Raw genomic sequence first — 26235 nt, forward strand, 5'->3', positions numbered from 1 at the left:
GTGTGTGGTTTGGGCGGTTCGACCCGCCCTACCCACTCACGACAACTTGCACCGAGCGCTCAGGTGACGTTCAGCGCCGCCGACAACGGGACGTTGCGCGACGAGTCCCCGACCGACACGCGGTACTGGCCCGCGTTGGTCGTCCAGGAGCCCGTCCAGTGGGCGAGGTCCCGCGGGGTGAGCGGGAACGACACCTGCTGGCTCTGGCCGGCGTTGAGCTGCACCTTTTTGAATCCCTTCAGCTGCTTGGGCGGCTCGCCGTTGGCGGCGGGCTGCCCGACGTAGAGCTGGACGACGTCGGCGCCCGCGCGGGTGCCGGTGTTGGTGACCGTCGCCGTCACGGTCGCCGTGCCGTTCGTCCCCTGCGGGGTGACGACCAGGTTCGAGAACCCGAACGTCGTGTACGACAGGCCGAACCCGAACGGGAACAGCGGCTCGATGTTGCGGGTGTCGTACCAGCGGTACCCGACGTTGAGGCCCTCCGAGTACTCGATCCGGTCGTTCGCGCCCGGGAACTGCTGGACGTTCGCCGTCGGCAGGTCGGCGATCTGCTTCGGGAAGCTGACCGGCAGCTTGCCCGACGGGTTGACGTCGCCGTAGAGCAGCGACGCGATCGCGTTGCCGTTCTCCTGCCCCGGGTACCAGCCCTCGATGACCGCCGCCGCCTTCGACAGCCACGGCATGGTCACCGCCGACCCGGTGTTGAGGACGACGATCGTGCGCGGGTTGGCCGTGGCGACCGCGTCGATCAGGTCGTTCTGCTGGTTCTGCAGATCGATCGTGTCGAGGTCCTGCGTCTCGGACTCGCCGTAACTGGCGAACACGACCGCGACGTCCGCGGTGCGGGCCTGGGCCACCGCGCCCGCGATGTTCGGCGTCTGCACGTGCTCGCCCGCGCCGTCCACATAGGACACCGTCACGCCGGACCCGGCTCGCGCCTTGATCCCGTTGATCGGGTTCACCGACGCCGGGGACGGGTTGACCTTGGCGCTGCCGCCGCCGATGTTCTGCGGGTCGATCCCGTCGCCGCCGGACAGCGCGATCGACTTGGTCGCAGCCGTCAGCGGCAGGACGCCGTTGTTCTTCAGCAGCACCGACCCGGCCGCCGCGACGTCCCGGGCGGTCGTCACGTTCGCCGCGTTGGTGACCACGGAAGCAGGTGTGCCCCGCCGGGCCCGGTCGAACACGCCGAACTTGAACATCTGGGTCAGCACCCGCCGGACCATGTCGTCGACCCGTGCCTGCGTGACCTCACCGCGCGAGACGGCGTCGAGCAGGCCCTGGCCGAAGAACGCGCCGCCGGGCATCTCCATGTCGAGCCCGCCGTTGGCCAGCTGCCGCGGGCCGCCGGTCGCTGAGCCCCAATCGGAGCCGACGAAACCGCCCCAGTTGGCGTCCTGCTTGATCGCGGTCGTCAGCACACCGGCACTCTGGCACGCCGGGACGCCGTTGATCTGGTTGTAGGCGCACATCATGGACGCGACCTGGCCCTGGCTCGCGACCTGCTGGAACGCCGGCAGGTACAGCTCGTGGAGGGTCCGGTCGTCGACGATGACGTTGTCCGACGGCGTCCCGCGCGACGCCCCGGCCTCGACGTTGTAGGCCGCCGCGTGCTTGGCCTGCGCCATCACCCCCTGGCTCTGGATGCCCTGGATCGTGGCGGTCCCGGCCGCTCCGGCGAGGTAGGGGTCCTCGGCGTAGGTCTCGAAGTTGCGGCCCCAGCGGGGGTCGCGGACCAGGTTGATCGTCGGGCCGAGGGCGATGTCGACGCCCTTCCCGGCGAACTCCGCGCCCATCGCGGTGCCGTACCGGTTGATCAGCCCGGTGTCCCAGGTCGCGGCGGCGGTGACCGGCGCCGGGAACTGGGTGACGCCGTCGAGGCCGTCGCCGACCCCGGCCGGGCCGTCCTGCAGGCCGAGCGCCGGGATGCACAGCTCGGGCACCGCGTCGGTGTCGCCGATGTACGGCCCGGTCGCGCCGTTGCCGTGCAGCACCTTGATCTTCTGCTGCGCGGTCATGGCCGCCATCAGCTGGTTGACGCGGTCCGCGACCGGCGCCGTCGAGCCGACCCACGGGCAGCCACCCGGGTTGGTCGGCGTGGTCGTCGGCGGCGCGCTGTCACTGGTGTGCACCGCGAACTCCCACAGCGAGACACCCCATTGAGTGGCTCGTGCGGTCGCGTTCATCCGGACATAACGAGCCGTGCCGCTCACCGCGGGGTGCTCGGTGCCGCCGGCCCCGGCGACGGTGGCCGCCGTCGTCCAGGACGTCCCGTTCGTGGACAGCTGGATCGTGTACGCGCTCGCGTACGCGGCCTCCCACGTCAGGTCGACGCCGCACACCGGCCGTGAGCTGCCCAGATCGACCTGGATCCACTGCGGGTCCGCGGCCAGGCTGGACCAGCGCGTCCCGGCGTCACCGTCGAAGGCGGCGCTGACCGGGAACGCGTCCGACTGGACGCTGGAGGCCGACGACGGCTGCCGCAGGCCGGCGTTCGCGCTGCCGCACGCCTGCGCCGTGCCGTCGCCGAACACCTGGAACTCCCACAGCGACACACCCCACTGGGTCGCGCGCTGGGTCGTGGTCAGCCGGACGTACCGGCCGCTGCCCGACGCCGGCAGTGTCTGCGTGCCGCCGGTGCCCGTCGTCGTCGAGTACACCGTCGACCACTGGTTGCCGTCGGCCGACGCCTGGATGGTGAACGCCTTGGCGTAGGCCGCCTCCCACTGGACGACGACCTGGTTGAGCGGGTGCGAGCCGCCGAGGTCGACCTGCAGCGTCTGCGGGTCGGCGGCCAGGCTCGACCAGCGCGTGCCGGGGTCGCCGTCCACCGCCGCACTGGCCGGGAAGGCGGCGTTTTCGGTGGAGGACGCGGTCACCGCGTGGCCCTGCGAGAGCAAGGTCGGTGCCGCCTGGGCGGTGAACAGTGGCGCGGTCAGCAGGCCCGCCGCGACCACTGCTCCCGTGACGAGCGCGAGCCGCCGCCTCACTGGTACACCCGGACGTAGTCGATCACCATGTCCTGCGGCAGCACGGTGCCCGCTCCCGGCGGACCGGGGAAGTCGCCGCCGATGGCGTTGTTGAGGATCAGGAAGAACGGATGGTCGTAAACCCACGGCCCGCGCGTGCTCTCCACGGTGTCGCGGTTGATCGTCTCGAACGCGTTGCCGTCGACGGAGAACGTCATGTGCGAGGCGTCCCAGTCGAGGCCGAACTTGTGGAACCCGGCGGAGACGTCCTGGCCCACGTCGAAGGGCGCGCCGATGCCGCCGCCACCGTTGTAGGCCGGGGCGTGGATGGTCGAGTAGGCCAGGTTCGGCGACTTCCCGACGTGCTCCATGATGTCGATCTCACCGCAGTTGGGCCACGGCGTGCCGTTGAAGAAGTTGGCGCCCAGCAACCAGAACGCGGGCCAGAGGCCCTGGGTGCCGGACACCTTGATGTTGGCCTCGACGTGGCCGTAGGTGAAGCTGAACTTGCCCGCGGTGTTGATCCGGCCCGAGGTGTACTGGCAGGTGCCGCTGCCGCTGATCGGGTCGACCGGGCACGCCGACCCCGGCGTCGCCTCGCGGCGGACCTGGATGACCAGGTTGCCGCGGCCGTCCTGCTTGGCGTTGTTGTTGTTCGTGTAGTACTCGAGCTCGTTGTTGACGCCGGCGCCCGTCTCGGCCGTCCACTTGCTCGCGTCCGGGCCGGCGCCCGAGGCGCCGTTGAACTCGTCGCTCCAGACGAGCGTGCCCGGGAAGTGCGGGGCCGGCGGCGCGGGCGGCACGGTGGTCGGGTTGCCGCCGGTGCCGTAGACGTCGAAGCCCCACAGCGAGTAGCCGTAGCCGTTGGACCGCGCGGTGCCGTACATCCGGACGTACCGGCCGCTGCCGTTGACGGTCAGGGTCTCCTTGAAGCCCTTGCCGGTGGTCGTCGAGTAGAGCGACGTCCAGTTCGCGTTGTCGTTCGACACCTGGATCTGGTACGCGACCGCGAAGGCCGGGTCCCACTGCAGGACGACCTGGTGCACGTTCGCGGTGGCCCCGAGGTCGACGGTGATCCAGCCGGGGTCGACCCAGCCGGTGGTCGCGCTGGTCGCCCAGCGGGTGGCCGGGTCGTGGTCGAACGCCTTGGCCGGGAGGCAGCCGGGGCAGGCGCCGTCGTCCTGGTACGACGAGGCCGAGCCGGACTTGCCGTACGACAGCAGGACGTCGCCGGGCTGCGTGGTGCCGCCCCCGCCGAAGACCTGGAACTCCCACAGCGAGTAGCCGTACTGGGTGGCCCGCTGGGTGCCGGTGAGCCGGACGTACCGGCCGCTGCCGGTGACGGTCAGCGTCTGGTTCCCGCCCGTGGCGGTGGTCGTCGAGTACAGCGACGTCCAGGTGGCGCCGTCGGTGGACGTCTGGATCGTGAACGCCTTGGCGTAGGCGGTTTCCCAGTTCAGCACCACCTGGGACAGCTGCTGGGTGGACCCGAGGTCGACCTGCAGCCACTGCGGGTCGCTGAACGCGCTCGACCAGCGGGTACCGCCGTCGCCGTCGACCGCGGCCGACGCCGGAGTGCCGGCGTTTTCGGTGGACGACGCCGTCACGGGACGGCCTTGGGAGAGCAGGACGGGCGCGGCCTGGGCGGCGGGCGCGCTGATGAGCGCGGCCAGGACCAGGGTGAGGACGGCGAGCACGCCCGAGCGGGCTCGGGGTCGCTTCATGCGTCGGTGCATGGGGAACCTCCACGGGGACCGGCGCCGGGACGTCCTTGCCCCGGCGCGGATCGGCTCACGTGGCCTCGGCGCGGGTGTGGGGCCCGCTCTTCGGTACGCTCTTAGTTCAAGATATAAATAAAGAGCGTGAAAATGTCAACGACGGTGCGCCGGGTGGTCCCGGAACGGCCGGAACACTGGGCCGAGAGAAGGAATCCCGCCCGGAACCTTGACGCTTGCCCGGCGCGGGATGTTAACTGCTCCTCGCTTCGACGGAACCGGTTCCGCGGCCGCCACCTGGATCGATTCCACCCCTTCGGGCTGACTGGTTCGCCGTCTCGCCGCCCGCTTCGCCCCGCTCCCCGGCTCACGGGGCCCGGCGGACGCCCCGGCCGCGGACCCGTCGCACCACCCGGACGCCGGCGCGGGCAGTGGGGCCCGCCCGGCACGCCGCCGCGCCCCGAGCGCGGCCCGCCGGAGTTTCTCCGACCGATCAGGCAGGCAGATGAGATCAACGACGTTCTCCCGGGGACGGCGGTTCCTCGCCGTCTCCAGCACCCTCCTCACCGCGTTCGCCACGGCGACCGTCCTCGGTTCCACACCGGCGCAGGCCGCCGCGTGCGGGACCACGAACCTCGCCCAGGGCCACGCCGCGACCGCGTCGTCCACCGAAAACGGCGGCACCCCCGCGTCGAACGCGGTCGACGGGAACACGGGCACCCGCTGGTCCAGCGCGTTCAGCGACCCGCAGTGGCTCCAGGTCGACCTGGGCTCGTCGCAGCAGCTCTGTGACGTGGTGCTGACGTGGGAAGCCGCGTACGCCAAGGCGTTCACCGTCCAGCTCTCGAGCAACGGCACGAGCTGGACCGACGCCTACTCGACGACCACCGGCACCGGCGGCACGCAGACCGTGCCCGTCACCGGCACGGCCCGCTACCTGCGGATCAACGGCACCCAGCGGGCCACCGGGTACGGCTATTCACTATGGGAGGTCGCGGCCCACGGCACCGGCGGCGGCACCACGATCCCGCCGACCGACCCGCGCAACCCGGACCTCGGGTCGAACGTGTCGGTGTTCGACCCGTCGACCCCGGCGTCGACGATCCAGGACCGGCTGACGCAGATCGCGAACCAGCAGCACACCAACCAGTTCGGCGACCAGCGCTACGCCGTGCTGTTCAAGCCGGGCAGCTACAACGCCGACGTCAACCTCGGGTTCTACGAGCAGGTCGCCGGGCTGGGCCTCTCCCCCGACGACGTCAACCTCAACGGGCACGTCCGCGTCGAGGCGGACTGGCTGCAGCAGGGTGACAACCCGGCCAACAAGGGCAACGCGACGCAGAACTTCTGGCGCTCCGCGGAGAACCTGTCGGTGACGCTGCCGACCGGGCAGGTCGAGCGGTGGGCGGTCGCGCAGGCCGCGCCGTACCGCCGGATGCACCTGAAGGGCAGCCAGATCCAGCTGTGGAACGGCGGTGACGGCTGGGCCAGTGGCGGCCTGATCGCCGACAGCAAGATCGACGGGCAGGCCGTTTCCGGGTCGCAGCAGCAGTTCCTGACCCGCAACAGCGAGCTCGGCAGCTGGGCGGGCGGCGTGTGGAACATGGTGTTCGTCGGCTCGACCGGCACGCCGGCGGCGTCGTTCCCGAACCCGCCGGAGACCGTCGTCAACCAGACGCCGGTGAGCCGCGAGAAGCCGTTCCTCTACGTCGACGGCTCGGGCAGCTACAACGTGTTCGTGCCCGCGTTGCGGCAGAACTCCGTCGGCACCAGCTGGGGCCACGGCGCGCCGGCCGGCTCGTCGATCTCGCTGAGCGAGTTCTACGTGGCCAAGCCGTCCGACTCGGCCGCGACGATCAACGCGGCGCTGGCGGCGGGCAAGAACCTGCTCGTCACACCGGGCGTGTACCACCTCGACCAGGCGCTGAACGTCACGCGCCCGGACACCGTGGTGCTCGGCCTCGGCCTGGCGACGCTGCAGCCCACCAACGGCACCGCGGCCATCACGGTGTCCGATGTGGACGGTGTGAAGATCGGCGGCCTGCTGATCGACGCCGGCGCGGTGAACTCGCCGGTGCTGATGCAGATCGGGCAGCCGGGCTCGGCCGCGAACCACGCGGCCGACCCGACGTCGCTGCACGACGTGTTCTTCCGGATCGGCGGCGCCGCCGTCGGCCGGGCGACGCAGACGCTGGTGATCAACTCGAACAACGTCATCGGCGACCACATGTGGCTGTGGCGCGGTGATCACTCGAACGGCGTCGGCTGGAACGTCAACACCGCGGCGAACGGCCTGGTCGTCAACGGCGCGAACGTGACGATGTACGGCTTGTTCGTCGAGCACTACCAGCAGTACGAGGTGCTCTGGAACGGCAACGGCGGGCGGACGTACTTCTTCCAGAACGAGATGCCGTACGACCCGCCGGACCAGGCGTCCTGGTCCAGCGGTGGCGGCCGGCAGGGCTGGGCGGCGTACAAGGTGGCCGACTCGGTGACCAGCCACGAGGCCTGGGGGGTCGGCAGCTACTGCTTCTTCCAGACCAACCCGTCCATTGTGGCCAGTCATTCGTTCGAAGTGCCGAACAACAGCGGGGTCCGGTTCCACAACCTGGTCTCGGTCTCGCTCGGCGGCGTGGGCACGATCAGCCACGTCATCAACGACACGGGCGCGGCGGCGAACCAGGCCAACCAGGTGAGCCCGCTGAACAACTACCCGTGATCCGGTCCGGCACTTTCACGTGAAAGTGCCGCCTGAGCCGCGCCGGAGGGCAATGGCGACCTCCGGCGCGGTCGGGTCGGGCAATACCGCGGCGACGTAGGCGTCCGGGCGGACCAGCCAGGCCTCGCCCGGGCGCGCACCCAGCGCACCGCCCACCGGGATCTCCACCGACCGCAGTCCCGCGGGGTCGACGCCCGGCGTCGTCAGCAGCAGGAACCCTTGCCGCGCCAGGTCTCTGACCCGGCCGGCGGGGACCTCGATGTCCGGCAGCAACACCCCGGGCCCGGGTGGCGGCAGCGTGCCGCGCGGCGGGCGCCCGGCGAACGCGCGGCGCGGGTCCGGCGTCGTCAACGGCGAGTCCGCGTACCAGAACGGTTCGGCGAGCCGTCCCGAGTCGACCTCGGCGTGGACACCCCCGGCCAGGACCCGGGCGCGGTGTTCGCGCCGGGCTTCGTCCTGGGGCACCAGGAAGTCCATAGTCGCCGTCGTCACCTCGGCGTTCTCGACGGCGGCCGCGTGCCGCTCGGTGTGGTAGCTCTCCAGCAGCTCCGCCCCCGCGTGGCCGCGCAGGACCCAGGCCAGCTTCCACGCGGCGTTCTCCGCGTCCGCGACCCCCGAGTTGAGCCCGCGGGCGCCGAACGGCGCGACCAGGTGCGCGCAGTCCCCCGCCAGCAGGACGCGCCCGGCGCGCATCCGCTCGACCAGCCGCGTGTGGAACCGGTAGACCGACCGCCACACCACTTCGTACGGCCGGTCGCCCAGGATCGCCCGGATCCGCTGGTCCAGGGCGCCACCGGTTTCCTCGGCGGTGAGGTCGTAGTCGGCGGGGACCTGCCAGTCGATGCGGAACCGCGAGCCGGGGCACGGGTGGATCAGCACCTGGCGGCCCGGGTTCCACGGCGGGTCGAAGTAGAACCGCCGTTCCGCCGCCCAGCCGGGCAGGTCGGCCCGGATGTCGCAGATCAGGAACAGGTCCCGGAAGGACACTCCTTCGAGGCGCTGCCCGAGTGCTCGCCGCACCGCGTCGCCGCGGGCGCCGGTGCACGCGATCGCGTAGTCGGCCTCGATCGTGCGCGGCCCATCCGCCGTCTCACATTCCACGACCACGCAACCCGGCTGGGTCAAGCCGGTGACGCGGTGGCCGCGGCGGACGTCGATCAGCGGCTGTTCCGCGATCAGCCCGTCCAGGACCTCCTCGACGCGGGCCTGCGAGAGGTTCACGAACGGCGGCAACGCGGACCCGCCGTCCGGCAGCTTCAGCGCGAACAGTTCGGTCTCGCGGTGGAAGGTCCGTGCGGTCGTCCAGGTCAGGCCTTCCTCGGCGAGACAGCCGGCGCCGAGCGACGCCCAGACGTCGAGGGTGTCCCGTTGCTGGCAGATCGCCTTGGACCCGACGGGATCGCGCACCGGGTGCTCGTCGAGGAGCACGACCGGCACGCCCCAGCGCGCGAGCAGCAGCGCGGCCGTCTGCCCGACCGGGCCGCTGCCGAGGACGGCGACGGTCATCGTCAGTCCTGCAGCTGGTCCCAGACTTCGCGGTCGCGTTCGGCGGTCCACACCACCGGCCGCTCGATCCCGCCCAGCTCGTCCCACAGCCGGGAGACGTCGAAGGGCAGGCAGTGCTCGAAGATCGGCCACTGGCCGTACTGGTCTGCCAGCGCCGCGTGGGTGCGCTCGAAGGCCTGCTTGAGCGTGCCGCCGGCGTCGCGGACCGCGCCGACCTCGCGCAGCATCGTCGTCAGGAAGTGCCGGGTCTGCGCGATCGCGGCGTCGACGGCTTCGGCACCGCGGCTCACCCCGCCACGGCCGCCGATCAGCGTCTCGGCCCCGAAAGCGGCGACGCGGTCCAAAGTGGACGTCGACCAGTCGCGGTGGAACGCGTCCCCGGTGTACAGCGCGGCTTCGGCCTCGACCAGGTCGCCGGCGTAGAGGATCTTCCGGCGCGGCAGCCAGGCCACGAGGTCGCCCTCGGTGTGGCCGCGGCCGCAGTACTGGAGCACGAGGTCGCCGCGGTCGCCGCCGAGGTCGATGGTGAGGCGGTCGGAGAAGGTGAGGGTCGGCCAGGTCAGCCCGGGCACCGATTCCGCGTTCTTCGCCAGCCGCGGCATCCGGCCGAACTCGCTCGCCCAGTCCTCCTTGCCGCGCTCGGCGACCAGGGCGCGGGTGTTCTCGTGCGCGACGATCACCTCGGCGTCGAACGCGGACGCGCCGAGCACGCGGACGGCGTGGTAGTGGCTCAACACGAGGTACCGCACGGGTTTGTCGGTGTGCTCCCGCAGTTTCGCGAGCCATTCGCGCGCCGCGACGGGCGTCGCCAGCGCCTCGAAGCAGACGAGGAAGTCCTCGCCTTCGATCGCGCCGATGTTCGGGTCGCCCTCCGCGGTCAGCGCGTAGACGCCGTCCGCGAGGACCTCCAGGGTCTGCGCTTTCTCGGCCAGGTCCGCCGAGGAGGCAAAGGCTTTCTTCGTCACGACGAGCGCTCCTGTGATCAAAGGTTTGACCATCGGCCGCGGCCAGGCTAACCCGGCGGACGCCCGCGCGGAACCCCTCGTCGCCTAACCTGACCCGCATGACCGACCAGCCCGCCGACCTCGACTACCTCTCGTTCGTCGACTACGCGATCGGCAGGACGCAGGCCGAGCTGCCCTCGACGGACCCGGTCGCGATGCGCCTCGGCCTGACCCTGCACCGCCTGACGGGCGCGCTGGTCTACGACTGGGAGTCGACGGTCCACCGCCCCCGCGGCTTCAGCTGGGCGGGGTTCCGGGTGCTGTTCGTGCTCTGGCTGGCCGGCCCCTTGGAGTCACGCCACGTCGCCCGGCTGGCCGGGATGAGCCGCGCGGCGGTGTCGGCGCTGGTCAAGACCCTGGAGCGGGACGGCCTGGTGACCCGCACCCAGGTCCCGCACGACCGCCGCGCGGTCAGCCTGGCGATCACGGCGAAGGGCCACGCGGCCGTCACCGACGCCTACCAGGCCCACAACGAACGCGAGCAGGCCTGGGCCGCCTCGCTGAACCCCGAGGAACGCACCGTCCTCATCGGACTCCTGGAGAAGCTCACCACCGGCCCCGCCGCGGCCAACGCCCCCCGCCTGACCTGACCACCGTGTCGTCCCCCCAGACACGCGTGTCGACGGTCCAATCACGCGAGCCGACCCTCCAGGCACGCGAGCCGACCGCCTGGGTACGCCGGCCGACCCTCCAGGTACGTGACCCGACCCTCCGGGTACGCCGGGTCAGCTGGCGATGCCGGGGAGACTGAGCGTGTGGCCGGTCTGCTCGGCTTTCGCCCGCAGGTACCGGACGTTGTTCTCCGTCGCGTACACGCCGGTCGCGACCTGGTCGCGCACCGCGATGCCGGCCGCGCGCAGCTGGGCGACCTTGTCCGGGTTGTTCGACAGCAGGTCCACCCGGTCCACGCCCAGCGCGCCCAGCATCTGAGCGGCGACGGTGTAGTCGCGGGCGTCCTCGGGCAGGCCCAGCGCGGCGTTCGCGGCGTAGGTGTCCAGGCCGCCGTCCTGCAGCGCGTACGCGTCGAGCTTGTTGTACAGCCCGATCCCCCGGCCCTCCTGGCGCAGGTACAGCAGGTACCCGCCGGCCTCGGCGATCCGCGCGACGGCCTCGGCCAGCTGCGGCCCGCAGTCGCAGCGCGCCGACCCGAAGACGTCGCCGGTGAGGCACTCCGAATGCGGCCGCACCAGCGGGACCTCGCCCGGCGTGCCCAGGACGAACGCCAGGTGCTCGCCGTCGTCGGCCAGGCCGCGGAACGTGACGGCCTCGGCGTCCACCGTGACATCGCCGTCGAGCCGGAGCGGGATCCGCACCCGCGTCCGCACCTCAGCCGTCATGCTGTTTCCCCTGGAGTCGCCCACAAGATCGACCCTACACGAAGTTCAAATTCGAACAATCTTGATACCATGGACGCATGGGCGATCCCCGGTGGCTGACCGAGCGCGAGCTGAAGACGTGGCAGGGGTTCCTGATGGCGGGCACGTTGCTGACCCGCAAGGTCGAGCAGCAGCTGCGTGACGACGCCGGGCTCTCGCACCCGCAGTACGAGGTCCTCGCCCGCCTGTCCGCCGCGGACGGCGAGCTGCGCATGACCGAACTGGCCGGCGCCGCGCTGACGTCGAAGAGCGGCCTGAGCTACCAGGTGGCCCAGCTGGAGAAGGCCGGCCTGGTCGGCCGCCGCTCGTGCCCCTCGGACGACCGCGGCGTCATCGCCTACCTCACGGACGAGGGCCACGCCCGCCTCCGCGCGGCCGCCGCGGGCCACGCGACCCTGGTCCGGACCCTGTTCGTCGACGGCCTGACCCCGGAGCAGTTCACCGCCCTCGCCGCCGGGGTCGAAGGACTTTGCGCACACCTCTGCGCCGAGGACCCCTGCACCGCTCAGGCGTGATCAGAGGGTCGACACGCGTGATCGGAAGGTCGACACGCGTGATCAGGAGGTCGACACGGCGCCGGACCGCGGAAATCCGGTGGCGGCGGGATCGTATTCTCGGCGCATGATCCCCGGTGCCACTGCCGCTTCGTTCCTGCTCGTCGTTATCCTCGGGGCGATGTCGCCCGGGCCCGACTTCGTCGTTGTCACGCGGTCTTCGCTCACCAGCGGGCGGCGGGCCGGGATCGCCGCCGGGGCCGGGATCGCGCTGGGGGTGTTCGCCTGGGTCGTGGCGATCGCGCTCGGGGTCGCGGCCGTGCTCACCGCGTCCGCGGTGGCCTTCACCGTCGTCAAGCTCGTCGGCGCCGCTTATCTGGTGGTGCTCGGGATCCGGGCGTGGCTGGCCGTGCGGCGCGGGGAGTACCGCGACCTCGGCGAGACGCCCGCCGTACAGCCGAAGGGGGCCTGGGCGGCGTTCCGGCAGGGGCTGTTCACCAACCTGCTCAACCCGAAGGTCGCCGTCTACTTCCTGGCACTGCTCCCCCAGTTCCTGCCCGCGGACGGCTCCACCCTGCAGACGCTCGAACTGGCCGCGATCGCCACCGCCGGCACCGTGCTGTGGTTCGTCACCCTGGCCGTCGTGGTCGGCGCGCTGCGGCGCTTCTTCTCCTCCGGCCGGGTGCGCCGCGGGCTGGACGCCGTGATGGGCACCGTGCTCGTCACGCTCGGGGTCCGGGTCGCCGTCGGTACCGCGTGACGCCGGGGGCCGCCACCACGGCAGCCCCCGGCACCGCGGTCAGCCCAGCTTCTCGGCGGCCAGCTTCGTGCCTTCGACGCGGGCGGTGATCTTCGCGAACGCGATGTCGCGCGAGGTCGACGTGTCGTCGGCGAACGGCGAGAACCCGCAGTCGTCGCAGGTGCCCAACCGATCGGCCGGGATGTACTGCGCGGCGGCGAGAACCCGGTCGCGGACCTCTTCGGCCGTCTCGACGCGCGGGTCGATCGGGTCGATCACGCCGACGAACACCCGCTGGTCGGCCTTGCGGACGCCCTTGATCACCTCGAGCGCGTGCGACGGGTCGGCCTCGCTCGCGAGCTGGACGAAGAAGTTGCCCGCCTTGAGGTCGAACAATGCCGGCAGCAGGCCCGCGTAGTCGACGTCGAGGCTGTGCACCGAGTCCTGGTCGCCACCCGGGCAGGTGTGGACGCCGATCTTGGCGCGCTCCGCGGCGGTGAACCGGTCGAGGACGGCGTTGTTCAGGTCGATGAACTGCCGCAGCAGTCCGCCGGACGGGTCGAGCTTCAGCGACAGCCGTCCCTCGGTGAAGTCGATCTGGACGCTGTCCGCGCCCGCGTCGAAGCTGCGGCGGATGTCCGCCTCGGCCTCGTTCACCAGGTCCGCGACGAACTGCTCCTGCGAGTAGCCCTCGATGCCGTCGGCCGGGTAGACGAGCGAGACCGCGGACGCGGCGATCACGGCCTGCTTGATCGGCTTGTCCGTCAGCGCCTTGGCCCGCGTCAGGTACTCGTCCGCGTGGGTCGCGTAGCGGAACGGCCCGGCGGTCAGCCGCGGCAGCTGCCGGGTGTGCCCGTCGGCGAACGGGATGACGACGCCGTCCGGCGCCAGGTCCGTGAGGCCGGCCAGCGGGTAGGTCGCGAAGCTCGGCTTGCCCTGTTCGCCGTCGGTCAGCACGGGCGAGCCGGTCTCCTCGAACCGGCTGATCGTGTCGGCCAGCGCGCGGCCCTCCAGCTCGGCGAGCGCGGCGGCGTCGATCCGGCCGGCGGCGAACTCCCCCAGCCCCGCGAGGAGGTAGTCGGGGCGGGGAATGCTGCCGATCGGTTCGGTGGGCAGGGTCATCAAAGGCCTCCAGCTGCTTGAGATGCCGGCCGGCCCCCGCCCGCACGACAGCAGGCGGCAGTCACCGCCCGCCCCCACGACCGCCCGTTTGCCGAGCGCCCCAGTTCGTCGTCCGGGCCGTGACCGGCCACGTTCGAAGGAAACCTAACGTGACCATGAGCAGTCACGGATCGGAGATCACCCGGTCGGCGCAACCAAAAGCACGAAACAAGACGTCGTTCGGCGGTTCGCCAGGAGGACGATTGGGTATCTGCTCTCCGGAACGGCGGGTTCGGCGCCGAAGGAGTACCCCGATGCTCAGTCACCACGAACGAACCGAGCTCGAGAAGATCGAGCGCAGCCTCGAGCTGAGTGACCCCGACCTGGCCATCGCGTTGCGCGAAGGCCGGCGCCGGAAACCGCGCGCGCTCAAGACCGCGCTGCTCCTCGCCCTCGACGTCGCCGCCGTGCTGCTCCTGGTCGTCGGGCTGGTGCTGCCCGACCCGGGGGTCACCCTCTGCGGGATCCTCGCCCTGACCGGCGCGGTCTGGACCCACGTGGCGCGCCACCGCGTCTGAGGTCCCTGAGGCAGACTGGGCCCGTGAAGTGGGTCCTGCACGTCGACCTCGACCAGTTCATCGCCGCGGTCGAGATCGCCCGGCGCCCGGAGCTGCGCGGGAAGCCGGTGGTCGTCGGCGGCTCCGGCGACCCGGCCGAGCGCGCCGTGGTGGCGACCGCGTCCTACGAGGCCCGCGAGTTCGGCGTCCACTCCGGCATGCCGCTGCGGATCGCGGCGAAACGCTGCCCCGGCGCGGTCTTCCTGCCCTCCGATCCCCCGGCCTACCTCGAGGTCTCCGAGCACGTGATGACCACGCTGCGGGAGTTCCCGGTGGTCGTCGAGGTGATGGGCTGGGACGAGGCGTTCGTCGGCGCGACGGCCGACGACCCGGAGGCCCTGGCCGCGGACCTGCGCGCGGCGGTCCTGCGCGACACCGGGTTGTCGTGCGCGGTCGGGATCGGCGACAACAAGCTGCGCGCCAAGCTCGCCACCGGCTTCGGCAAGCCGGGCGGGATCTTCCGGCTGACGCAGGAGAACTGGTGGGAGGTCATGGCTTCCCGGCCGACCGACGCGCTGTGGGGCATCGGCGGCAAGACGACCAGGAAGCTCGCCGAGCTGGGCATCGAAACCGTCCTGGACCTGGCCGGCGCGGACGTCGCGGTGCTGGCGGCGCGGTTCGGCCCCAGGACCGGCCCGTGGCTGCGCCTGCTCGGCGGCGGTATCGGCGACGCCGAAGTCAGCGCGACGCCGTACGTGGCGCGCTCCCGCAGCCGCGAGACGACGTTCCAGCGCGACCTCACCGACCCCGCGGCGATGGCGGCGGAGGTGTCGGCGCTCGCGAAACGCGTGGCCCAGGACGTCCTGGAGGAGGGCCGACCGGCGGCACGGGTCGCCGTGAAGGTCCGGTTCGTGCCGTTCACGACCCACACCCACAGCGTGACGCTGCCCGAGCCGACGTCCGACCCGGTCGAGCTGGACCGGGCGGCGCAGGAAGTGCTGGGGATGTTCGAGCTGACCCGGGCGGTCCGCCTGCTCGGGGTGCGCGCCGAGTTCCCGCGGGAGGACTAGATCCCGTCCGGCAGGGGCAGCGGGCGGTCCGCGTCCAGTTCCACCCCGCCCGCGCGGAGCGTGTGGTCCAGCATCGCCCAGATCGTGCCCGTGAGCTGGCCGGTCAGCTGCGGCAGGCTCAGCGAGCCCGGGTGGTCGAGCCAGCGGGTCGTCGCCGATTCGACGTAGCCGACCAGGCCGAACGCGATCGTGTCCGCCGGGGCCGGGTCCAGGCCGAACGCGGCCAGGTAGCCGGTGAACAGGCGGCTGAGGTGCCGGGCGATCGCGCCGCGGACGTCGGTGCGGCCGGCCTCCGGCAGGCTCGGCAGCGTGCGGACCAGGTAGCGGTGCAGCTGGGCGTGCTCGGTCAGCCAGTGCAGGTGCGTCGAGATGGCCGCGTCGATCATCTCGCGCGGTGACCCCGACGGGTGCCAGAGCGGCTGCAGATCGGCGGTGACCAGCTCGGCCGCGCGTTGCGCGATCGCGCGCTGGAGGTCGGGGGCGCCGTCGAAGTGCCGGTACAGCCGGGTGCGGGCGACGCCGGCGCGTTCGGCGATCTGCTCGGTCGAGACGTCCGGGCCGTGCTCGGCGATGGCCTCCAGGGCGGCGTCGACGAACTCGGCGCGCCGCCGTTCCTGCTGGCCCGCCCAGCGCGCCGCCCGCCCGTCGACCTTGGTCACGGCGAAAGCCTACTCAGGACCCGCCGGCCCGTGTACGCTTCCGAAGTACCTAGTACATCGCGTACCCCCTACTTTCCGGAGGCCGCTATGGGCGTCGAGGCCCAGAACCGGGACGTCACCGCGGCTCGCCTGCTCAAGAGCTCCGCGAAGAACTCCTACGACCCGTACGTGGACATCGACTGGGCCGCGCCGCTCGCCGAGGGCAAGGCGTACATGCCGCTCGAGCGCGTCTCCCTCTACGGCACCGACCTGTGGGCGAAGCTGACGCCGGAGCAGCGGATCGAGCTGTCCAAGCACGAGATCGCCAGCATCATGAGCGTCGGGCTGTGGTTCGAGATCGTGCTGATGCAGCTGCTCGCCCGGTACGTCTTCGACCTCGACGCGCGCACCGAGCACTCGCAGTACGCGATGACCGAGATCGGCGACGAGACGCGGCATTCAGTGATGTTCGCCCGCACCGCCGAGCGGCTCGGCGTGCCGCGCTACGGCGTGCCGAAGGCCGTGCACCGGGCGGCGAAGATCTTCGGCGCCACCGCGGCCGGGCCGTCGATGTTCGCCAGCGTGCTCGTCGCCGAGGAGACCACCGACCGGCTGCAGCGCTCGATGATGGACGACGACGGCATCCAGCCGCTGATCCGCTCGGTCAACCGGATCCACGTCGTCGAGGAGGCCCGGCACGTCCGCTTCGCCAAGGAGGAAGTGCTGCGGGAGACGCCGAAACTGTCGAAAGCAGGCCTGCAGCGCCACCGGCTGCGGACGGCGCTGGTGGCCTTCGGCGTCGTCGACAGCATGGTCGACCCGCGGATCTACCGCAGCGTCGGGATCGCCCCGCGCGAGGGGCGCGCCGCGGCGCTGGCGAACCCGCACTTCCACGAGACGCGCCAGTGGATGGCGGAGAAGATCGTGCCGTTCCTGCGCGACGCGGGGCTGATCGGCGGCCGCTCCGAGGGCATTTGGCGGCGCGCGCATCTCATCTGAGCCCCTGTCCGCGGAATTCCCTTCACGCCGGATGCCCGGTTCCGCCAGGATTCTCCGGGTGACCACAGAGTTCCCGCCCGGACCCGAGCCGCAGCCGCCCGCCCAGCAGGAGCCGTGGCACCAGCCGATGCCGCCGGCCGCACCTCAGGCACCTCGGCGTCGTCCGCTGTTCGCGCGCCCGGCCCTCACGGCCGTGATCGGCTTCGTGGTGGGTGCCTTCGTGGTCGGCGTGCCGTGGCTGGTGACCGGCCTGCTCGGCGGGCCGAGCGCCCAGCCGCTGAAGCTGCCGGACACCCTCGGCGGGTTCACGACCACGCAGGCCGCGGTCACGAAGATCGCCGACGGCCGCGAAGCCGGGAAGTCGCAGATCGAGCGGTCCGACAAGGCCGAGGGCGAGAACGCCTCGCGGATCTCGGCGGCCTACCACGGCGCGGCCGCCGTGTTCCGGTCCTACAGCGACCCGGGCCTGGAGAGCATGTTCCAGGTGGCCGCGGTCCGCGCGGACTCGCCCGAGCTGCTCGTCCAGTACGAGGACACGGCCGCGCTCGGCCTGGCGGTGCCCACGAACGAGCTGAAGCGGATCGGCGCCGTCCAGTGCCTGGTCCGCAACGGCACCACCCCGCTGGGCCAGCCGGTCGACCCGGAACAGTCCGTCGTCACGAACTGCCAGCGCACCGGCGGCGGGCTGACCGTCCAGCTGCAGAACACCACCACCCACAACGCGCAGGACCCGGCGCGGTTCGCCGCGATCGTCGAAGAGGCGTGGACGGCGCTGGGCCGGTGATCGAGACCCGCGCGGCCACGACCGCCGACGACGACGCCCTGGCGAAGCTCGACGAGCGGACCTGGAGCCCGGAGACCTCCCCGGCGCCCGCTCCCCCGCCCGGCACGCCGTTCTTCGACGACGGCACCCGGCCCGAAGACGTCCTGGTCGCCGAGCACGACGGCGTGGTCGCCGGGTACGTCCGGCTGGACGAGGGGTTCGGCATCGCCGCCCACCGGCACGTGCTGGTGATCGGCGGGCTCGCCGTCGATCCGGACCGGCGCCGCCTCGGCATCGGCCGGCTCCTGGTCGACGCCGCGGTCGCCGAGGCCCGCCGCCGCGGGGCGCGCAAGCTGAGCCTGCGCGTGCTCGGTCACAACACCGGCGCCCGCCGGCTCTACGCGAGCTGCGGGTTCGCCGTGGAAGGCGTGCTCCAGGACGAATTCCTGCTCGATGGCGAGTACGTCGACGACCTTCTCATGGCCTGCGCGCTCGCTTGACAGGTTCCCGGCGCCTTTGCCATCCTGGATGACGGAAACCGCGTGCGCCGGCCTTCGGCGCGTTTCCGGGCCGAGAGGCGCTGCGACGGATCTTCTTCCGCCACGCTCGGCCCGGGGATCACGGACCCAAGGGCGCCTCCCACTACGGGAGGTGCCCATCTTCTATTTGACGCAAGTGATGGTCCGGCAAGGAAACCCGGTCCCGCGCGGCCGCGGCTAGCCCCGCCGCCCCACCACTTCCCGGCACTCACCGTGCCCCGCTTCGTGCTGCCCTTTTGTCGAAACACACCGATTCCGGAGAGAACGCAAGAATGAGCGAGAAACTGCAGAGCCGCAACGGACTCGACTTCGCCGTCGCCGACCTCGCGCTGGCCGACGCCGGCCGGACGCAGCTGCGGCTGGCCGAGCACGAGATGCCCGGCCTGATGGCGATCCGCCGCGAGTTCGCCGCCGCGCAGCCGCTGAAGGGCGCCCGCGTCGCCGGCTCGCTGCACATGACCGTGCAGACCGCCGTGCTGATCGAGACCCTGGTCGCCCTCGGTGCCGAGGTGCGCTGGGTGTCCTGCAACATCTTCTCCACGCAGGACGAGGCCGCCGCCGCGGTCGTCGTCGGCCCCGAGGGCACGGTCGACGCGCCGTCGGGCACCGCCGTGTTCGCGTGGAAGGGCGAGTCGCTGGAGGAGTACTGGTGGTGCACCGACCAGCTCTTCGCCTTCGCCGGCGGCAAGGCGCCGAACATGATCCTCGACGACGGCGGTGACGCCACCATGCTCGTCCACAAGGGAGTCGAGTTCGAGGGGGCCGGCGCCGTCCCGCAACCGTCCGAAGAGGACCCCGAGGAGTACCGGATCGTCCTGGAGACGCTGCGCGCCAGCCTCGCCAAGGACGGCGACCGGTTCACCCGGATCGCCAAGGAGATCCGCGGCGTCACCGAAGAGACGACCAACGGCGTCAAGCGGCTCTACAAGCTCGCCAAGGACGGCGAGCTGCTCTTCCCCGCGATGAACGTCAACGACTCCGTGACGAAGTCCAAGTTCGACAACAAGTACGGCATCCGGCACTCGCTGGTGGACGGGATCAACCGGGCCACCGACGTGATGATCGGCGGCAAGCGCGTCCTCGTCTGCGGTTACGGCGACGTCGGCAAGGGCGCGGTCGAGGCGCTGCGCGGCCAGGGCGCCCGGGTCTCGGTCACCGAGATCGACCCCATCTGCGCGCTGCAGGCGGCGATGGACGGGCTCGACGTGGTCGAGCTGGACGACGTCATCGAGACCGCCGACATCTTCATCACGACCACCGGCAACTTCGGCATCATCTCCGCCGCGCAGATGAGCCGGATGAAGCACAACGCGATCGTGGCGAACGTCGGGCACTTCGACAACGAGATCGACATGGCGGGCCTGACGAAGCTGCCCGGCGTCGTCAAGAACGAGATCAAGCCGCAGGTGCACGAGTGGACCTTCGCCGACGGCCACGCGATCATCGTGCTCTCCGAGGGCCGCCTGATGAACCTCGGCAACGCGACCGGGCACCCCTCGTTCGTGATGTCGAACTCCTTCACCAACCAGGCGATCGCCCAGATCGAGCTGTTCACCAAGCCCGGCGAGTACCCCGTCGAGGTCTACCGGCTGCCGAAGCACCTCGACGAGAAGGTCGCCCGGCTGCACCTGGACGCCCTCGGGGTGCGGCTCACCCAGCTGACCAAGGCTCAGGCCGAGTACATCGGCGTGGATGTGGAGGGCCCGTACAAGCTCGACCACTACCGATACTGACCTTTTTCAGAGTTGCTCCATTTGCCGCAGTTTGGGAGACCCGGAAACTGGCCATCCTCTCCTCGAGAGCGCATCCGCCCGGACGGCACGGAGCCGGGCCGGGTCTCGTGCGAAGGAGTGTGTCAAGTGATCGTCCTCGGTGTTATTTTGCTCGTCATCGGGTTCATTGTCGGTATTCCGGTGCTGTACACGATCGGCATCGTGCTGGCCGTGGCCGGCGTTGCGCTGGCCATCCTCGGTGGCACCGGCCGCAAGATCGGCGGCCGCGCGCACTGGTACTGATCCCATGACCCCCGCCAACGGCCTGGCGCGCGTCAGCAGCGATGCTGACCGCGCCGGGCCGTTCGGCCGTCCGGGGCCGCTACGCCGCGGCAAAGCTCCGCTGACGCTGTGACGTAGCCGACGTATCCACAACGGACTGTCCCGGGAACGAAAAGGGGTCCTCCGGCTCCGAGGGGGAGGGAGAGCCGAAGGACCTCGTTAGTGTTAGCACATCACCCAGGCCGTGTACACAGCTGCATACACGATCGGGTTACATCCCGGCTCGTCTCCGCACGCGTGAAGAATCCCGTTCGGACGGTCGAGCCCGCCCGGCCGTCGGGTCAGGCGGTCTTCTTCGGGGCACGCTTGCGCGCGGCCGGTTTCTTGGCCGGCTTCTCGTCCGCGGCGTCTTCTTCGGACACTGCCGCCTTGGACACCTTCGCGGGTTCGCGGGACTTCTTCGCCGCGTCCACACTGGCCTGCAGCGCGGCCATCAGGTCGACGACGTCGGCCTTGGCGGTCACCGCCGCGGGCTTGGTCGTCTGCTCCCCCGCGACCTTGGCCTCGATCATCTCCTCGAGGGCCTCGCGGTAGTGGTCGCGGTACTTCTCCGGCTCGAACACCGGCTCGCCCAGCGAGTCGATCAGCGAGCCGGCCATGGACAGCTCCTGCGGCCGGATCTGCGGCGGGTCGTCGCGCAGGAACGGGAAGTCGGGCTCGCGGACCTCATCGGGCCACAGCATCGTCGTCATCACCAGGACGTCGGCGTGCACCCGCAGCACCGCCATGCTCTCCCGCTGCCGCACGGCGACCTTCGCGACGGCGACCTGGCTCGACTTGTGCAGGGCGTCGCGCAGCACGATGTAGGGCTTCACCGCGTTCTTCTGCGGCTCCAGGTAGTACGTCCGGTCGTACTGGATCGGGTCGATCGACTCCAGCGGGACGAACTCGAGCACGTCGATCGTGCGCTGCGACGACAGCGGCAGCTCGGCCATCTCGGCGTCGGTGATCACGACCATCTCGCCGTCGGGCAGCTCGTAGCCCTTGGCGATCTCGGCGTAGGGCACCTCCGCGCCGTCGACGGTGCAGAACCGCTTGTACTGGATGCGGCCGCCGTCGGCCTCGTGCACCTGCCGGAGCGCGACGTTCTTGTTCTCCGTGGCCGCGTACATCTGGATCGGGATGGACACCAGCCCGAACGAGACCGAGCCCTTCCACATCGCCCGCATGCCACGCACCTCCCGATCGCACTCACGCTACGTAACAACCGTAGCCCGAAATGCCCGGCGGCGACAGCCCGGGGAGACGACGATCCAGACCTCTGCCAGGTATTTCTCCCAGAGTGCGGGGTCCATGAACCAGTGCCGGAAGTCGGTCGGATCCCCGGCCGGTGATCGGGTCGTTCGCTGGCCTGGGCCGCGTGTTGGCCACTCCCGTCGCCGTGTTGGCCACTCCCGTCGCCGTGTTGGCCACTCCGGTCGCCGTGTTGGCCACTCCGGTCGCCGTGTTGGCCACTCCCGTCGGTCCGGTCCGCGTGGTGGCCGCTCCGGTCGCCCTCGAGGCGGCTGCCCGGTTCGTCCGTATTTTGCGGAGTCCGCACTTTTTTGCGTGGCGCGCAACTTTTTCGCTACACTCCGCCCATGCCGTCGCACGACCCACCCAAGCTGACCCTGCGGGAGCGCAAGAAGCGCGAAGCCCGCCGGGCCCTGGCCCAGGCCGCGTTGCGGCTCGCCCTGGACCGGGGACTGGAGAACGTCAAGGTGGAGGACATCGCGACCGAGGTCGGGGTGTCCCCGCGGACATTCAACAACTACTTCTCCAGCAAGGAGCAAGCGGTCTGCTCGATGGTCGTCGACCGCCACGAGGGGATGCACGAGGCGCTGCTCGGCCGGCCCGAGAGCGAGCCGCTGTGGGAGGCCGTCAAGCAGGCCGTGGTCGAGCAATATTCACGTGAGGGCGAGCCGGATCGCGCGTATGTTGTGCGTCTCCGCGAGCTGATGGGGCAGCTGATGCTGCGCGGGGAGTTCCTCAACGCCCACGCGGCGGTCGAGCGCGTACTCGCCGAGACCATCGCGAAGCGGGCGGGCGGTGCGGACCTCCTGTTGTGCCGGCTGATGGCCTCGTCGGTGGAAAGCGCGGTTCGGGTCGCCTTCGTCCACTGGTTCATGAGCGAGGGCGAACCGTTCCTGCCGACCCTGGAACGGCTGCTGGACGAGCTCGCCACCGGCATGCCGGCCCTGACCGGCGCCGGCACCGCACCGAATCCCGAACCGAACACCACCACTCTGGGGGAACCGTTGTGCTAGTCAAGCTCCTGCGCGCCTACCTGCGCCCGTACACGAAGACGTTGTGGGTGATCGTCGTCCTCCAGCTGGTGCAGACGATCGCCATGCTCTACCTGCCCACGCTCAACGCCGACATCGTCGACAACGGGCTGATCAAGGGCGACATGGACTACATCCTGCGCATCGGCGGCGTGATGCTCGCGGTGACCGTGGCCCAGATCGCCGGCTCGATCGGCGCGGTCTACTTCGGCGCCCGCACCGCGATGGCGGTCGGCCGGGACATCCGCGGCGGGATCTTCCACCAGGTGCAGGACTTCTCGGCCCGCGAGGTCGGCCAGTTCGGCACGCCGTCGCTGATCACCCGCACCACCAACGACGTCCAGCAGGTCCAGATGCTGGTGCTGATGACGCTGACGCTGATGGTGTCCGCGCCGATCATGTGCATCGGCGGCATCGTGCTGGCGCTGAACCTCGACGTGCCGCTCTCCTCGCTGCTGCTGGTCATCGTGCCGGTGCTGGCCGTGTCGGTCGGGCTGATCATCTCCCGGATGCGCCCGGCGTTCCGGCTGATGCAGGTCCGCCTCGACCGGATCAACAAGGTGCTGCGCGAGCAGATCATGGGCATCCGCGTCATCCGCGCGTTCGTCCGGGACTCCCACGAGCGCGCGCGCTTCGACGTCGCCAACGACGAGCTGCTGACCGTCTCGCTGCGGGTCGGCCGGCTGATGGCCCTGATGTTCCCGATCGTGATGCTGGTGATGAACGTCTCCAGCGTCGCGGTGCTGTGGTTCGGCGGGCAGCGCATCGACTCCGGCAGCATGCAGATCGGTGCCCTGACGGCGTTCCTGTCCTACCTGCTGCAGATCCTGATGGCGGTCATGATGGCCACCTTCATGTTCATGATGGTGCCGCGCGCGGAGGTCAGCGCCGAGCGGATCAGCGAGGTGCTCGACACCGAGTCGAGCGTCCGCCCGCCGGTGACGCCGATCCGGCCCGGCAAGGTGCACGGGCACCTGGAGCTGTCCGGGGTCGAGTTCCGCTACCCCGGCGCGGAAAAGCCGGTGCTGTGCGACATTTCGCTGGTCGGGCGGCCCGGTGAGACGACGGCCGTCATCGGCTCCACGGGTACCGGCAAGACCACGCTGCTCAACCTGATCCCCCGGCTGATGGACGCCACCCAGGGCACGGTGAAGGTCGACGGCGTCGACGTCCGCGACCTCGACCCGGCGCTGCTCGCCCGCACGGTCGGGCTGGTGCCGCAGAAGCCGTACCTGTTCGCCGGCACGGTGGCGAGCAACCTGCGTTACGGCAACCCCGACGCCACCGACGAAGAGCTTTGGCACGCGCTGGAAGTGGCACAGGGCAAGGACTTCGTCGCGGCGATGGCCGAGGGCCTTGACGCGCCGATCGCCCAGGGCGGCACGAACGTCTCGGGCGGGCAGCGGCAGCGGATCGCGATCGCCCGGATGCTGGTGCACAAACCGGAGATCTACCTGTTCGACGACTCGTTCTCCGCACTCGACTACGCGACCGACGCGGCGCTGCGCCGCGCGCTGGTCCCGGAAACCGCCGAGGCCACGGTCGTCATCGTCGCGCAGCGGGTCAGCACCATCCGGGGCGCCGACCGGATCATCGTCCTCGACGAGGGCCGCGTCGTCGGCACCGGCACCCACCACGAACTCATGGACGGCAACGAAACCTACCGGGAAATCGTGCTGTCCCAGCTGACCGAACAGGAAGCGGCATGAGTACCACGGACGAGTCCGCCAAGACCGCCGTCACCGAGGCCGGTGAACGGCCCACGGCCCAGCGGCACAAGAACACCGGCGCCGCGACCGTAGGACCTGGACGCATGATGGCCGGCGGCGCGCCGCCGGAGAAGGCCCTGGACTTCAAGGGGTCGCTGAAACGGCTGCTGCGCCTGCTGGCGCCGCAGCGGGCCGCCCTCATCGGCGTGCTCGTGCTGGGCGCGGCGAGCGTCACGCTGACCGTGATCGGGCCGAAGATCCTCGGCCAGGCCACCGACGCGATCCTCGCCGGCGTGCTGGGCAGGGCGGTGCCACCCGGCGTCACCAAGGAACAGGTCGTCGCGGGGCTGCGCGCCCAGGGCAACGGCACGCTCGCCGACATCTACGGCCGCGTCGACCTGGTGCCCGGGGTGGGCATCGACTTCGACAAGGTCGGCCAGATCCTGCTGACCGTGCTGGCGCTGTTCGTGATCGCGTCGTTCTTCGGGCTGATCCAGGCCCGGCTGACCACGACGCTGGTGCAGCACGCGGTGTACCGCCTGCGCGAGCAGGTCGAGGAGAAGTTCGCGCGGCTGCCGCTGAAGTACTTCGACCGCCAGCCGCGCGGTGAGGTCCTGTCCCGCGTCACCAACGACATCGACAACCTGGCGCAATCGCTGCAGCAGACGCTGTCCCAGATCGTCTCGTCGCTGCTGACCGTGATCGGTGTGCTGATCATGATGTTCCTGATCTCGCCGCTGCTCGCGCTGATCGCGCTGGTCACGGTGCCGCTGTCGGCGGTCGTGGCGGGCAAGGTCGGGAAGCGGGCCCAGCCCAACTTCATCAAGCAGTGGGCGACCACCGGCAAGCTCAACGCGCACGTCGAGGAGATGTACACCGGCCACTCGCTGGTCAAGGTGTTCGGCAGGCGCGACGAGTCCGCGGCGATCTTCGACCAGCAGAACGAGACGCTGTACCAGGCGAGCTTCCGGGCGCAGTTCATCTCGGGGATGATCCAGCCGGCGATGATGTTCATCGGCAACCTGAGCTACGTGCTGGTCGCCGTGATCGGCGCGCTGCGCGTCGCGTCCGGCAGCCTGACGCTCGGCGAGGTGCAGGCGTTCATCCAGTACTCGCGCCAGTTCAGCCAGCCGGTGACGCAGATCGCCAGCATGGCGAACCTGCTGCAGTCCGGCGTCGCCTCGGCCGAGCGGGTGTTCGCGCTGCTCGACGCCGAGGAGCAGGGCCCGGAGCCGGCGAACCCGGAACGCCCGGACGTCGTGCGCGGGCGCGTCGAGTTCCAGGACGTCTCGTTCCGGTACCTGCCGGAGAAGCCGCTCATCGACGACCTGTCGCTGACGGTCGAACCCGGCCAGACGGTGGCGATCGTCGGCCCGACCGGCGCCGGCAAGACGACGCTGGTCAACCTGCTCATGCGGTTCTACGAGCTCGACAGCGGGCGGATCACGCTCGACGGCGTCGACATCGCGAAGATGAACCGCGAGGTGCTGCGCGACCAGACCGGCATGGTGCTGCAGGACGCCTGGCTCTTCGGCGGCACGATCGCGGAGAACATCGCCTACGGTGCCGACGACCCGACCCGCGAGGAGGTCATCGAGGCGGCGACGGCAACCTACGTCGACCGGTTCGTGCGCACCCTGCCGGACGGCTACGAGACGATCCTCGACGACGAGGGCGGCACGGTCAGCGCGGGCGAGAAGCAGCTGATCACGGTGGCGCGGGCGTTCCTGGCCAAGCCGGTCATCCTCATCCTCGACGAGGCGACCAGCTCGGTCGACACCCGCACCGAGGTGCTCATCCAGCGGGCGATGAACGAGCTGCGCTCGGGCCGCACCAGCTTCGTCATCGCGCACCGGCTCTCCACGATCCGCGACGCCGACGTCATCCTGGTGATGGAGCACGGTCAGATCGTCGAGCACGGCAGCCACGAAGTGCTCCTGGGCAGCGGCGGCGCCTACGCCCGGCTGTACGCGGCGCAGTTCGCCGAGGCCATGGCCGAGACGGAGTGACGCGCGTGCC

Annotated in this window: 22 protein-coding genes and 1 riboswitch; of the genes, 14 read left to right on the forward strand and 8 right to left on the reverse strand. The window is 70.7% G+C overall.

Features of this window, described 5'->3' with window-relative positions; all coding sequences use genetic code 11:
• Positions 1-59: 59 nt before the first annotated feature.
• Together ACLJQZ_RS44285 and ACLJQZ_RS44290 are read right to left on the reverse strand one after the other, a co-directional pair.
• The gene (locus ACLJQZ_RS44285; RefSeq protein WP_410627281.1) at positions 60-2990 is read right to left on the reverse strand and encodes a glycoside hydrolase family 3 C-terminal domain-containing protein; all 2931 of its coding nucleotides are present in this window, start codon (positions 2988-2990) and stop codon (positions 60-62) included.
• Positions 2987-4693: a discoidin domain-containing protein gene (locus tag ACLJQZ_RS44290; protein ID WP_410627283.1), complete on the reverse strand. Its 1707-nt coding sequence runs from the start codon at positions 4691-4693 to the stop codon at positions 2987-2989. Before ACLJQZ_RS44290 ends, ACLJQZ_RS44285 begins: the two co-directional genes overlap by 4 nt.
• A 496-nt stretch (positions 4694-5189) precedes the next feature.
• On the opposite strand from ACLJQZ_RS44290, the gene ACLJQZ_RS44295 reads away from it, so the two are divergent.
• Complete coding sequence (locus ACLJQZ_RS44295; protein ID WP_410627285.1) at positions 5190-7403, forward strand: discoidin domain-containing protein; 2214 nt, start codon at positions 5190-5192, stop codon at positions 7401-7403.
• A 15-nt stretch (positions 7404-7418) separates the two neighbouring features.
• On the opposite strand, the gene ACLJQZ_RS44300 is transcribed toward ACLJQZ_RS44295, so the two are convergent.
• Together ACLJQZ_RS44300 and ACLJQZ_RS44305 are read right to left on the reverse strand one after the other, a co-directional pair.
• Entirely contained in the window at positions 7419-8909 is a 1491-nt protein-coding gene (locus ACLJQZ_RS44300) for an FAD-dependent monooxygenase (RefSeq protein WP_410627287.1), read from the reverse strand.
• Between the two features lie 2 nt (positions 8910-8911).
• On the reverse strand, positions 8912-9874 hold the full coding sequence (locus tag ACLJQZ_RS44305; RefSeq protein ID WP_410627289.1) for an MBL fold metallo-hydrolase: 963 nt from the start codon (positions 9872-9874) through the stop codon (positions 8912-8914).
• 98 nt (positions 9875-9972) lie between these two features.
• Between ACLJQZ_RS44305 and ACLJQZ_RS44310 the strand changes: the two genes are divergently transcribed.
• Positions 9973-10503, forward strand: a complete 531-nt coding sequence (locus ACLJQZ_RS44310) for a MarR family winged helix-turn-helix transcriptional regulator (RefSeq protein ID WP_410627291.1) — start codon at positions 9973-9975, stop codon at positions 10501-10503.
• A 135-nt stretch (positions 10504-10638) separates the two neighbouring features.
• Here the strand turns inward: ACLJQZ_RS44310 and ACLJQZ_RS44315 are convergent, their stop codons facing one another.
• The gene (locus tag ACLJQZ_RS44315; protein WP_410627292.1) at positions 10639-11250 is read right to left on the reverse strand and encodes a GTP cyclohydrolase II; all 612 of its coding nucleotides are present in this window, start codon (positions 11248-11250) and stop codon (positions 10639-10641) included.
• Positions 11251-11327: 77 nt separating this feature from the next.
• On the opposite strand from ACLJQZ_RS44315, the gene ACLJQZ_RS44320 reads away from it, so the two are divergent.
• Entirely contained in the window at positions 11328-11804 is a 477-nt protein-coding gene (locus ACLJQZ_RS44320; RefSeq protein WP_410627294.1) for a MarR family winged helix-turn-helix transcriptional regulator, read from the forward strand.
• Between the two features lie 106 nt (positions 11805-11910).
• Complete coding sequence (locus ACLJQZ_RS44325; protein WP_410627296.1) at positions 11911-12543, forward strand: LysE family translocator; 633 nt, start codon at positions 11911-11913, stop codon at positions 12541-12543.
• A gap of 39 nt (positions 12544-12582) precedes the next feature.
• Here the strand turns inward: ACLJQZ_RS44325 and ACLJQZ_RS44330 are convergent, their stop codons facing one another.
• Positions 12583-13644 carry a cobalamin-independent methionine synthase II family protein gene (locus ACLJQZ_RS44330; protein ID WP_410627298.1) on the reverse strand — a complete coding sequence of 354 codons (1062 nt, stop codon included), beginning with the start codon at positions 13642-13644 and terminating at the stop codon, positions 12583-12585.
• 293 nt (positions 13645-13937) lie between these two features.
• Here ACLJQZ_RS44330 and ACLJQZ_RS44335 point away from each other — a divergent pair, with 293 nt between their 5' ends.
• Together ACLJQZ_RS44335 and ACLJQZ_RS44340 are read left to right on the forward strand one after the other, a co-directional pair.
• Positions 13938-14201: a DUF3040 domain-containing protein gene (locus tag ACLJQZ_RS44335; protein WP_410627300.1), complete on the forward strand. Its 264-nt coding sequence runs from the start codon at positions 13938-13940 to the stop codon at positions 14199-14201.
• Positions 14202-14224: 23 nt separating this feature from the next.
• On the forward strand, positions 14225-15250 hold the full coding sequence (locus tag ACLJQZ_RS44340) for a DNA polymerase IV (RefSeq protein WP_410627302.1): 1026 nt from the start codon (positions 14225-14227) through the stop codon (positions 15248-15250).
• Here ACLJQZ_RS44340 and ACLJQZ_RS44345 read toward each other — a convergent pair.
• The gene (locus tag ACLJQZ_RS44345; RefSeq protein ID WP_410627304.1) at positions 15247-15909 is read right to left on the reverse strand and encodes a TetR/AcrR family transcriptional regulator; all 663 of its coding nucleotides are present in this window, start codon (positions 15907-15909) and stop codon (positions 15247-15249) included. The genes ACLJQZ_RS44340 and ACLJQZ_RS44345 overlap by 4 nt on opposite strands.
• An 87-nt stretch (positions 15910-15996) precedes the next feature.
• Between ACLJQZ_RS44345 and ACLJQZ_RS44350 the strand changes: the two genes are divergently transcribed.
• From ACLJQZ_RS44350 to ACLJQZ_RS44370, 5 genes are all read left to right on the forward strand, one after another.
• Positions 15997-16887 carry an AurF N-oxygenase family protein gene (locus ACLJQZ_RS44350; RefSeq protein ID WP_410627306.1) on the forward strand — a complete coding sequence of 297 codons (891 nt, stop codon included), beginning with the start codon at positions 15997-15999 and terminating at the stop codon, positions 16885-16887.
• A gap of 58 nt (positions 16888-16945) precedes the next feature.
• A complete protein-coding gene (locus ACLJQZ_RS44355; RefSeq protein WP_410627308.1) occupies positions 16946-17671 on the forward strand; it encodes a hypothetical protein in 726 nt (241 codons plus the stop codon).
• Positions 17668-18150, forward strand: a complete 483-nt coding sequence (locus ACLJQZ_RS44360; RefSeq protein WP_410627310.1) for a GNAT family N-acetyltransferase — start codon at positions 17668-17670, stop codon at positions 18148-18150. The genes ACLJQZ_RS44355 and ACLJQZ_RS44360 overlap by 4 nt, the downstream gene beginning before the upstream one ends.
• Positions 18151-18216: 66 nt before the next feature.
• Positions 18217-18295: riboswitch (S-adenosyl-L-homocysteine riboswitch) on the forward strand.
• A 166-nt stretch (positions 18296-18461) separates the two neighbouring features.
• Complete coding sequence (gene ahcY, locus ACLJQZ_RS44365) at positions 18462-19922, forward strand: adenosylhomocysteinase (protein ID WP_410627312.1); 1461 nt, start codon at positions 18462-18464, stop codon at positions 19920-19922.
• 126 nt (positions 19923-20048) lie between these two features.
• Positions 20049-20204 (forward strand): hypothetical protein, encoded by a 156-nt coding sequence (locus ACLJQZ_RS44370; protein ID WP_247052228.1) that lies wholly within the window; start codon positions 20049-20051, stop codon positions 20202-20204.
• A 320-nt stretch (positions 20205-20524) separates the two neighbouring features.
• On the opposite strand, the gene ACLJQZ_RS44375 is transcribed toward ACLJQZ_RS44370, so the two are convergent.
• Positions 20525-21412, reverse strand: coding sequence for a Ku protein (locus ACLJQZ_RS44375; RefSeq protein WP_410627314.1), 888 nt, complete (start codon positions 21410-21412; stop codon positions 20525-20527).
• A 411-nt stretch (positions 21413-21823) separates the two neighbouring features.
• Here ACLJQZ_RS44375 and ACLJQZ_RS44380 point away from each other — a divergent pair, with 411 nt between their 5' ends.
• The 3 genes from ACLJQZ_RS44380 to ACLJQZ_RS44390 are packed head-to-tail and all read left to right on the forward strand — an operon-like array spanning position 21824 to position 26225.
• A complete protein-coding gene (locus ACLJQZ_RS44380; RefSeq protein WP_410627315.1) occupies positions 21824-22489 on the forward strand; it encodes a TetR/AcrR family transcriptional regulator in 666 nt (221 codons plus the stop codon).
• A complete protein-coding gene (locus ACLJQZ_RS44385) occupies positions 22483-24216 on the forward strand; it encodes an ABC transporter ATP-binding protein (RefSeq protein WP_328648090.1) in 1734 nt (577 codons plus the stop codon). The genes ACLJQZ_RS44380 and ACLJQZ_RS44385 overlap by 7 nt, the downstream gene beginning before the upstream one ends.
• On the forward strand, positions 24213-26225 hold the full coding sequence (locus ACLJQZ_RS44390) for an ABC transporter ATP-binding protein (RefSeq protein ID WP_410627317.1): 2013 nt from the start codon (positions 24213-24215) through the stop codon (positions 26223-26225). The genes ACLJQZ_RS44385 and ACLJQZ_RS44390 overlap by 4 nt, the downstream gene beginning before the upstream one ends.
• The last annotated feature ends 10 nt before the right edge of the window (positions 26226-26235 follow it).

Source organism: Amycolatopsis sp. cmx-8-4, from assembly GCF_046548675.1.
Classification (GTDB): Bacteria; Actinomycetota; Actinomycetes; order Mycobacteriales; family Pseudonocardiaceae; genus Amycolatopsis.

Excerpts from the sequence above, each read along its gene's own strand:
- ACLJQZ_RS44290 (WP_410627283.1), bottom strand. The coding sequence starts at position 4,693 with ATGAAGCGACCCCGAGCCCGCTCGGGCGTGCTCGCCGTCCTCACCCTG.
- ACLJQZ_RS44295 (WP_410627285.1), top strand. The coding sequence starts at position 5,190 with ATGAGATCAACGACGTTCTCCCGGGGACGGCGGTTCCTCGCCGTCTCC.
- ACLJQZ_RS44300 (WP_410627287.1), bottom strand. The coding sequence starts at position 8,909 with ATGACCGTCGCCGTCCTCGGCAGCGGCCCGGTCGGGCAGACGGCCGCG.
- ACLJQZ_RS44310 (WP_410627291.1), top strand. The coding sequence starts at position 9,973 with ATGACCGACCAGCCCGCCGACCTCGACTACCTCTCGTTCGTCGACTAC.
- ACLJQZ_RS44315 (WP_410627292.1), bottom strand. The coding sequence starts at position 11,250 with ATGACGGCTGAGGTGCGGACGCGGGTGCGGATCCCGCTCCGGCTCGAC.
- ACLJQZ_RS44320 (WP_410627294.1), top strand. The coding sequence starts at position 11,328 with ATGGGCGATCCCCGGTGGCTGACCGAGCGCGAGCTGAAGACGTGGCAG.
- ACLJQZ_RS44325 (WP_410627296.1), top strand. The coding sequence starts at position 11,911 with ATGATCCCCGGTGCCACTGCCGCTTCGTTCCTGCTCGTCGTTATCCTC.
- ACLJQZ_RS44330 (WP_410627298.1), bottom strand. The coding sequence starts at position 13,644 with ATGACCCTGCCCACCGAACCGATCGGCAGCATTCCCCGCCCCGACTAC.
- ACLJQZ_RS44335 (WP_410627300.1), top strand. The coding sequence starts at position 13,938 with ATGCTCAGTCACCACGAACGAACCGAGCTCGAGAAGATCGAGCGCAGC.
- ACLJQZ_RS44350 (WP_410627306.1), top strand. The coding sequence starts at position 15,997 with ATGGGCGTCGAGGCCCAGAACCGGGACGTCACCGCGGCTCGCCTGCTC.
- ahcY (WP_410627312.1), top strand. The coding sequence starts at position 18,462 with ATGAGCGAGAAACTGCAGAGCCGCAACGGACTCGACTTCGCCGTCGCC.
- ACLJQZ_RS44375 (WP_410627314.1), bottom strand. The coding sequence starts at position 21,412 with ATGCGGGCGATGTGGAAGGGCTCGGTCTCGTTCGGGCTGGTGTCCATC.
- ACLJQZ_RS44380 (WP_410627315.1), top strand. The coding sequence starts at position 21,824 with ATGCCGTCGCACGACCCACCCAAGCTGACCCTGCGGGAGCGCAAGAAG.
- ACLJQZ_RS44390 (WP_410627317.1), top strand. The coding sequence starts at position 24,213 with ATGAGTACCACGGACGAGTCCGCCAAGACCGCCGTCACCGAGGCCGGT.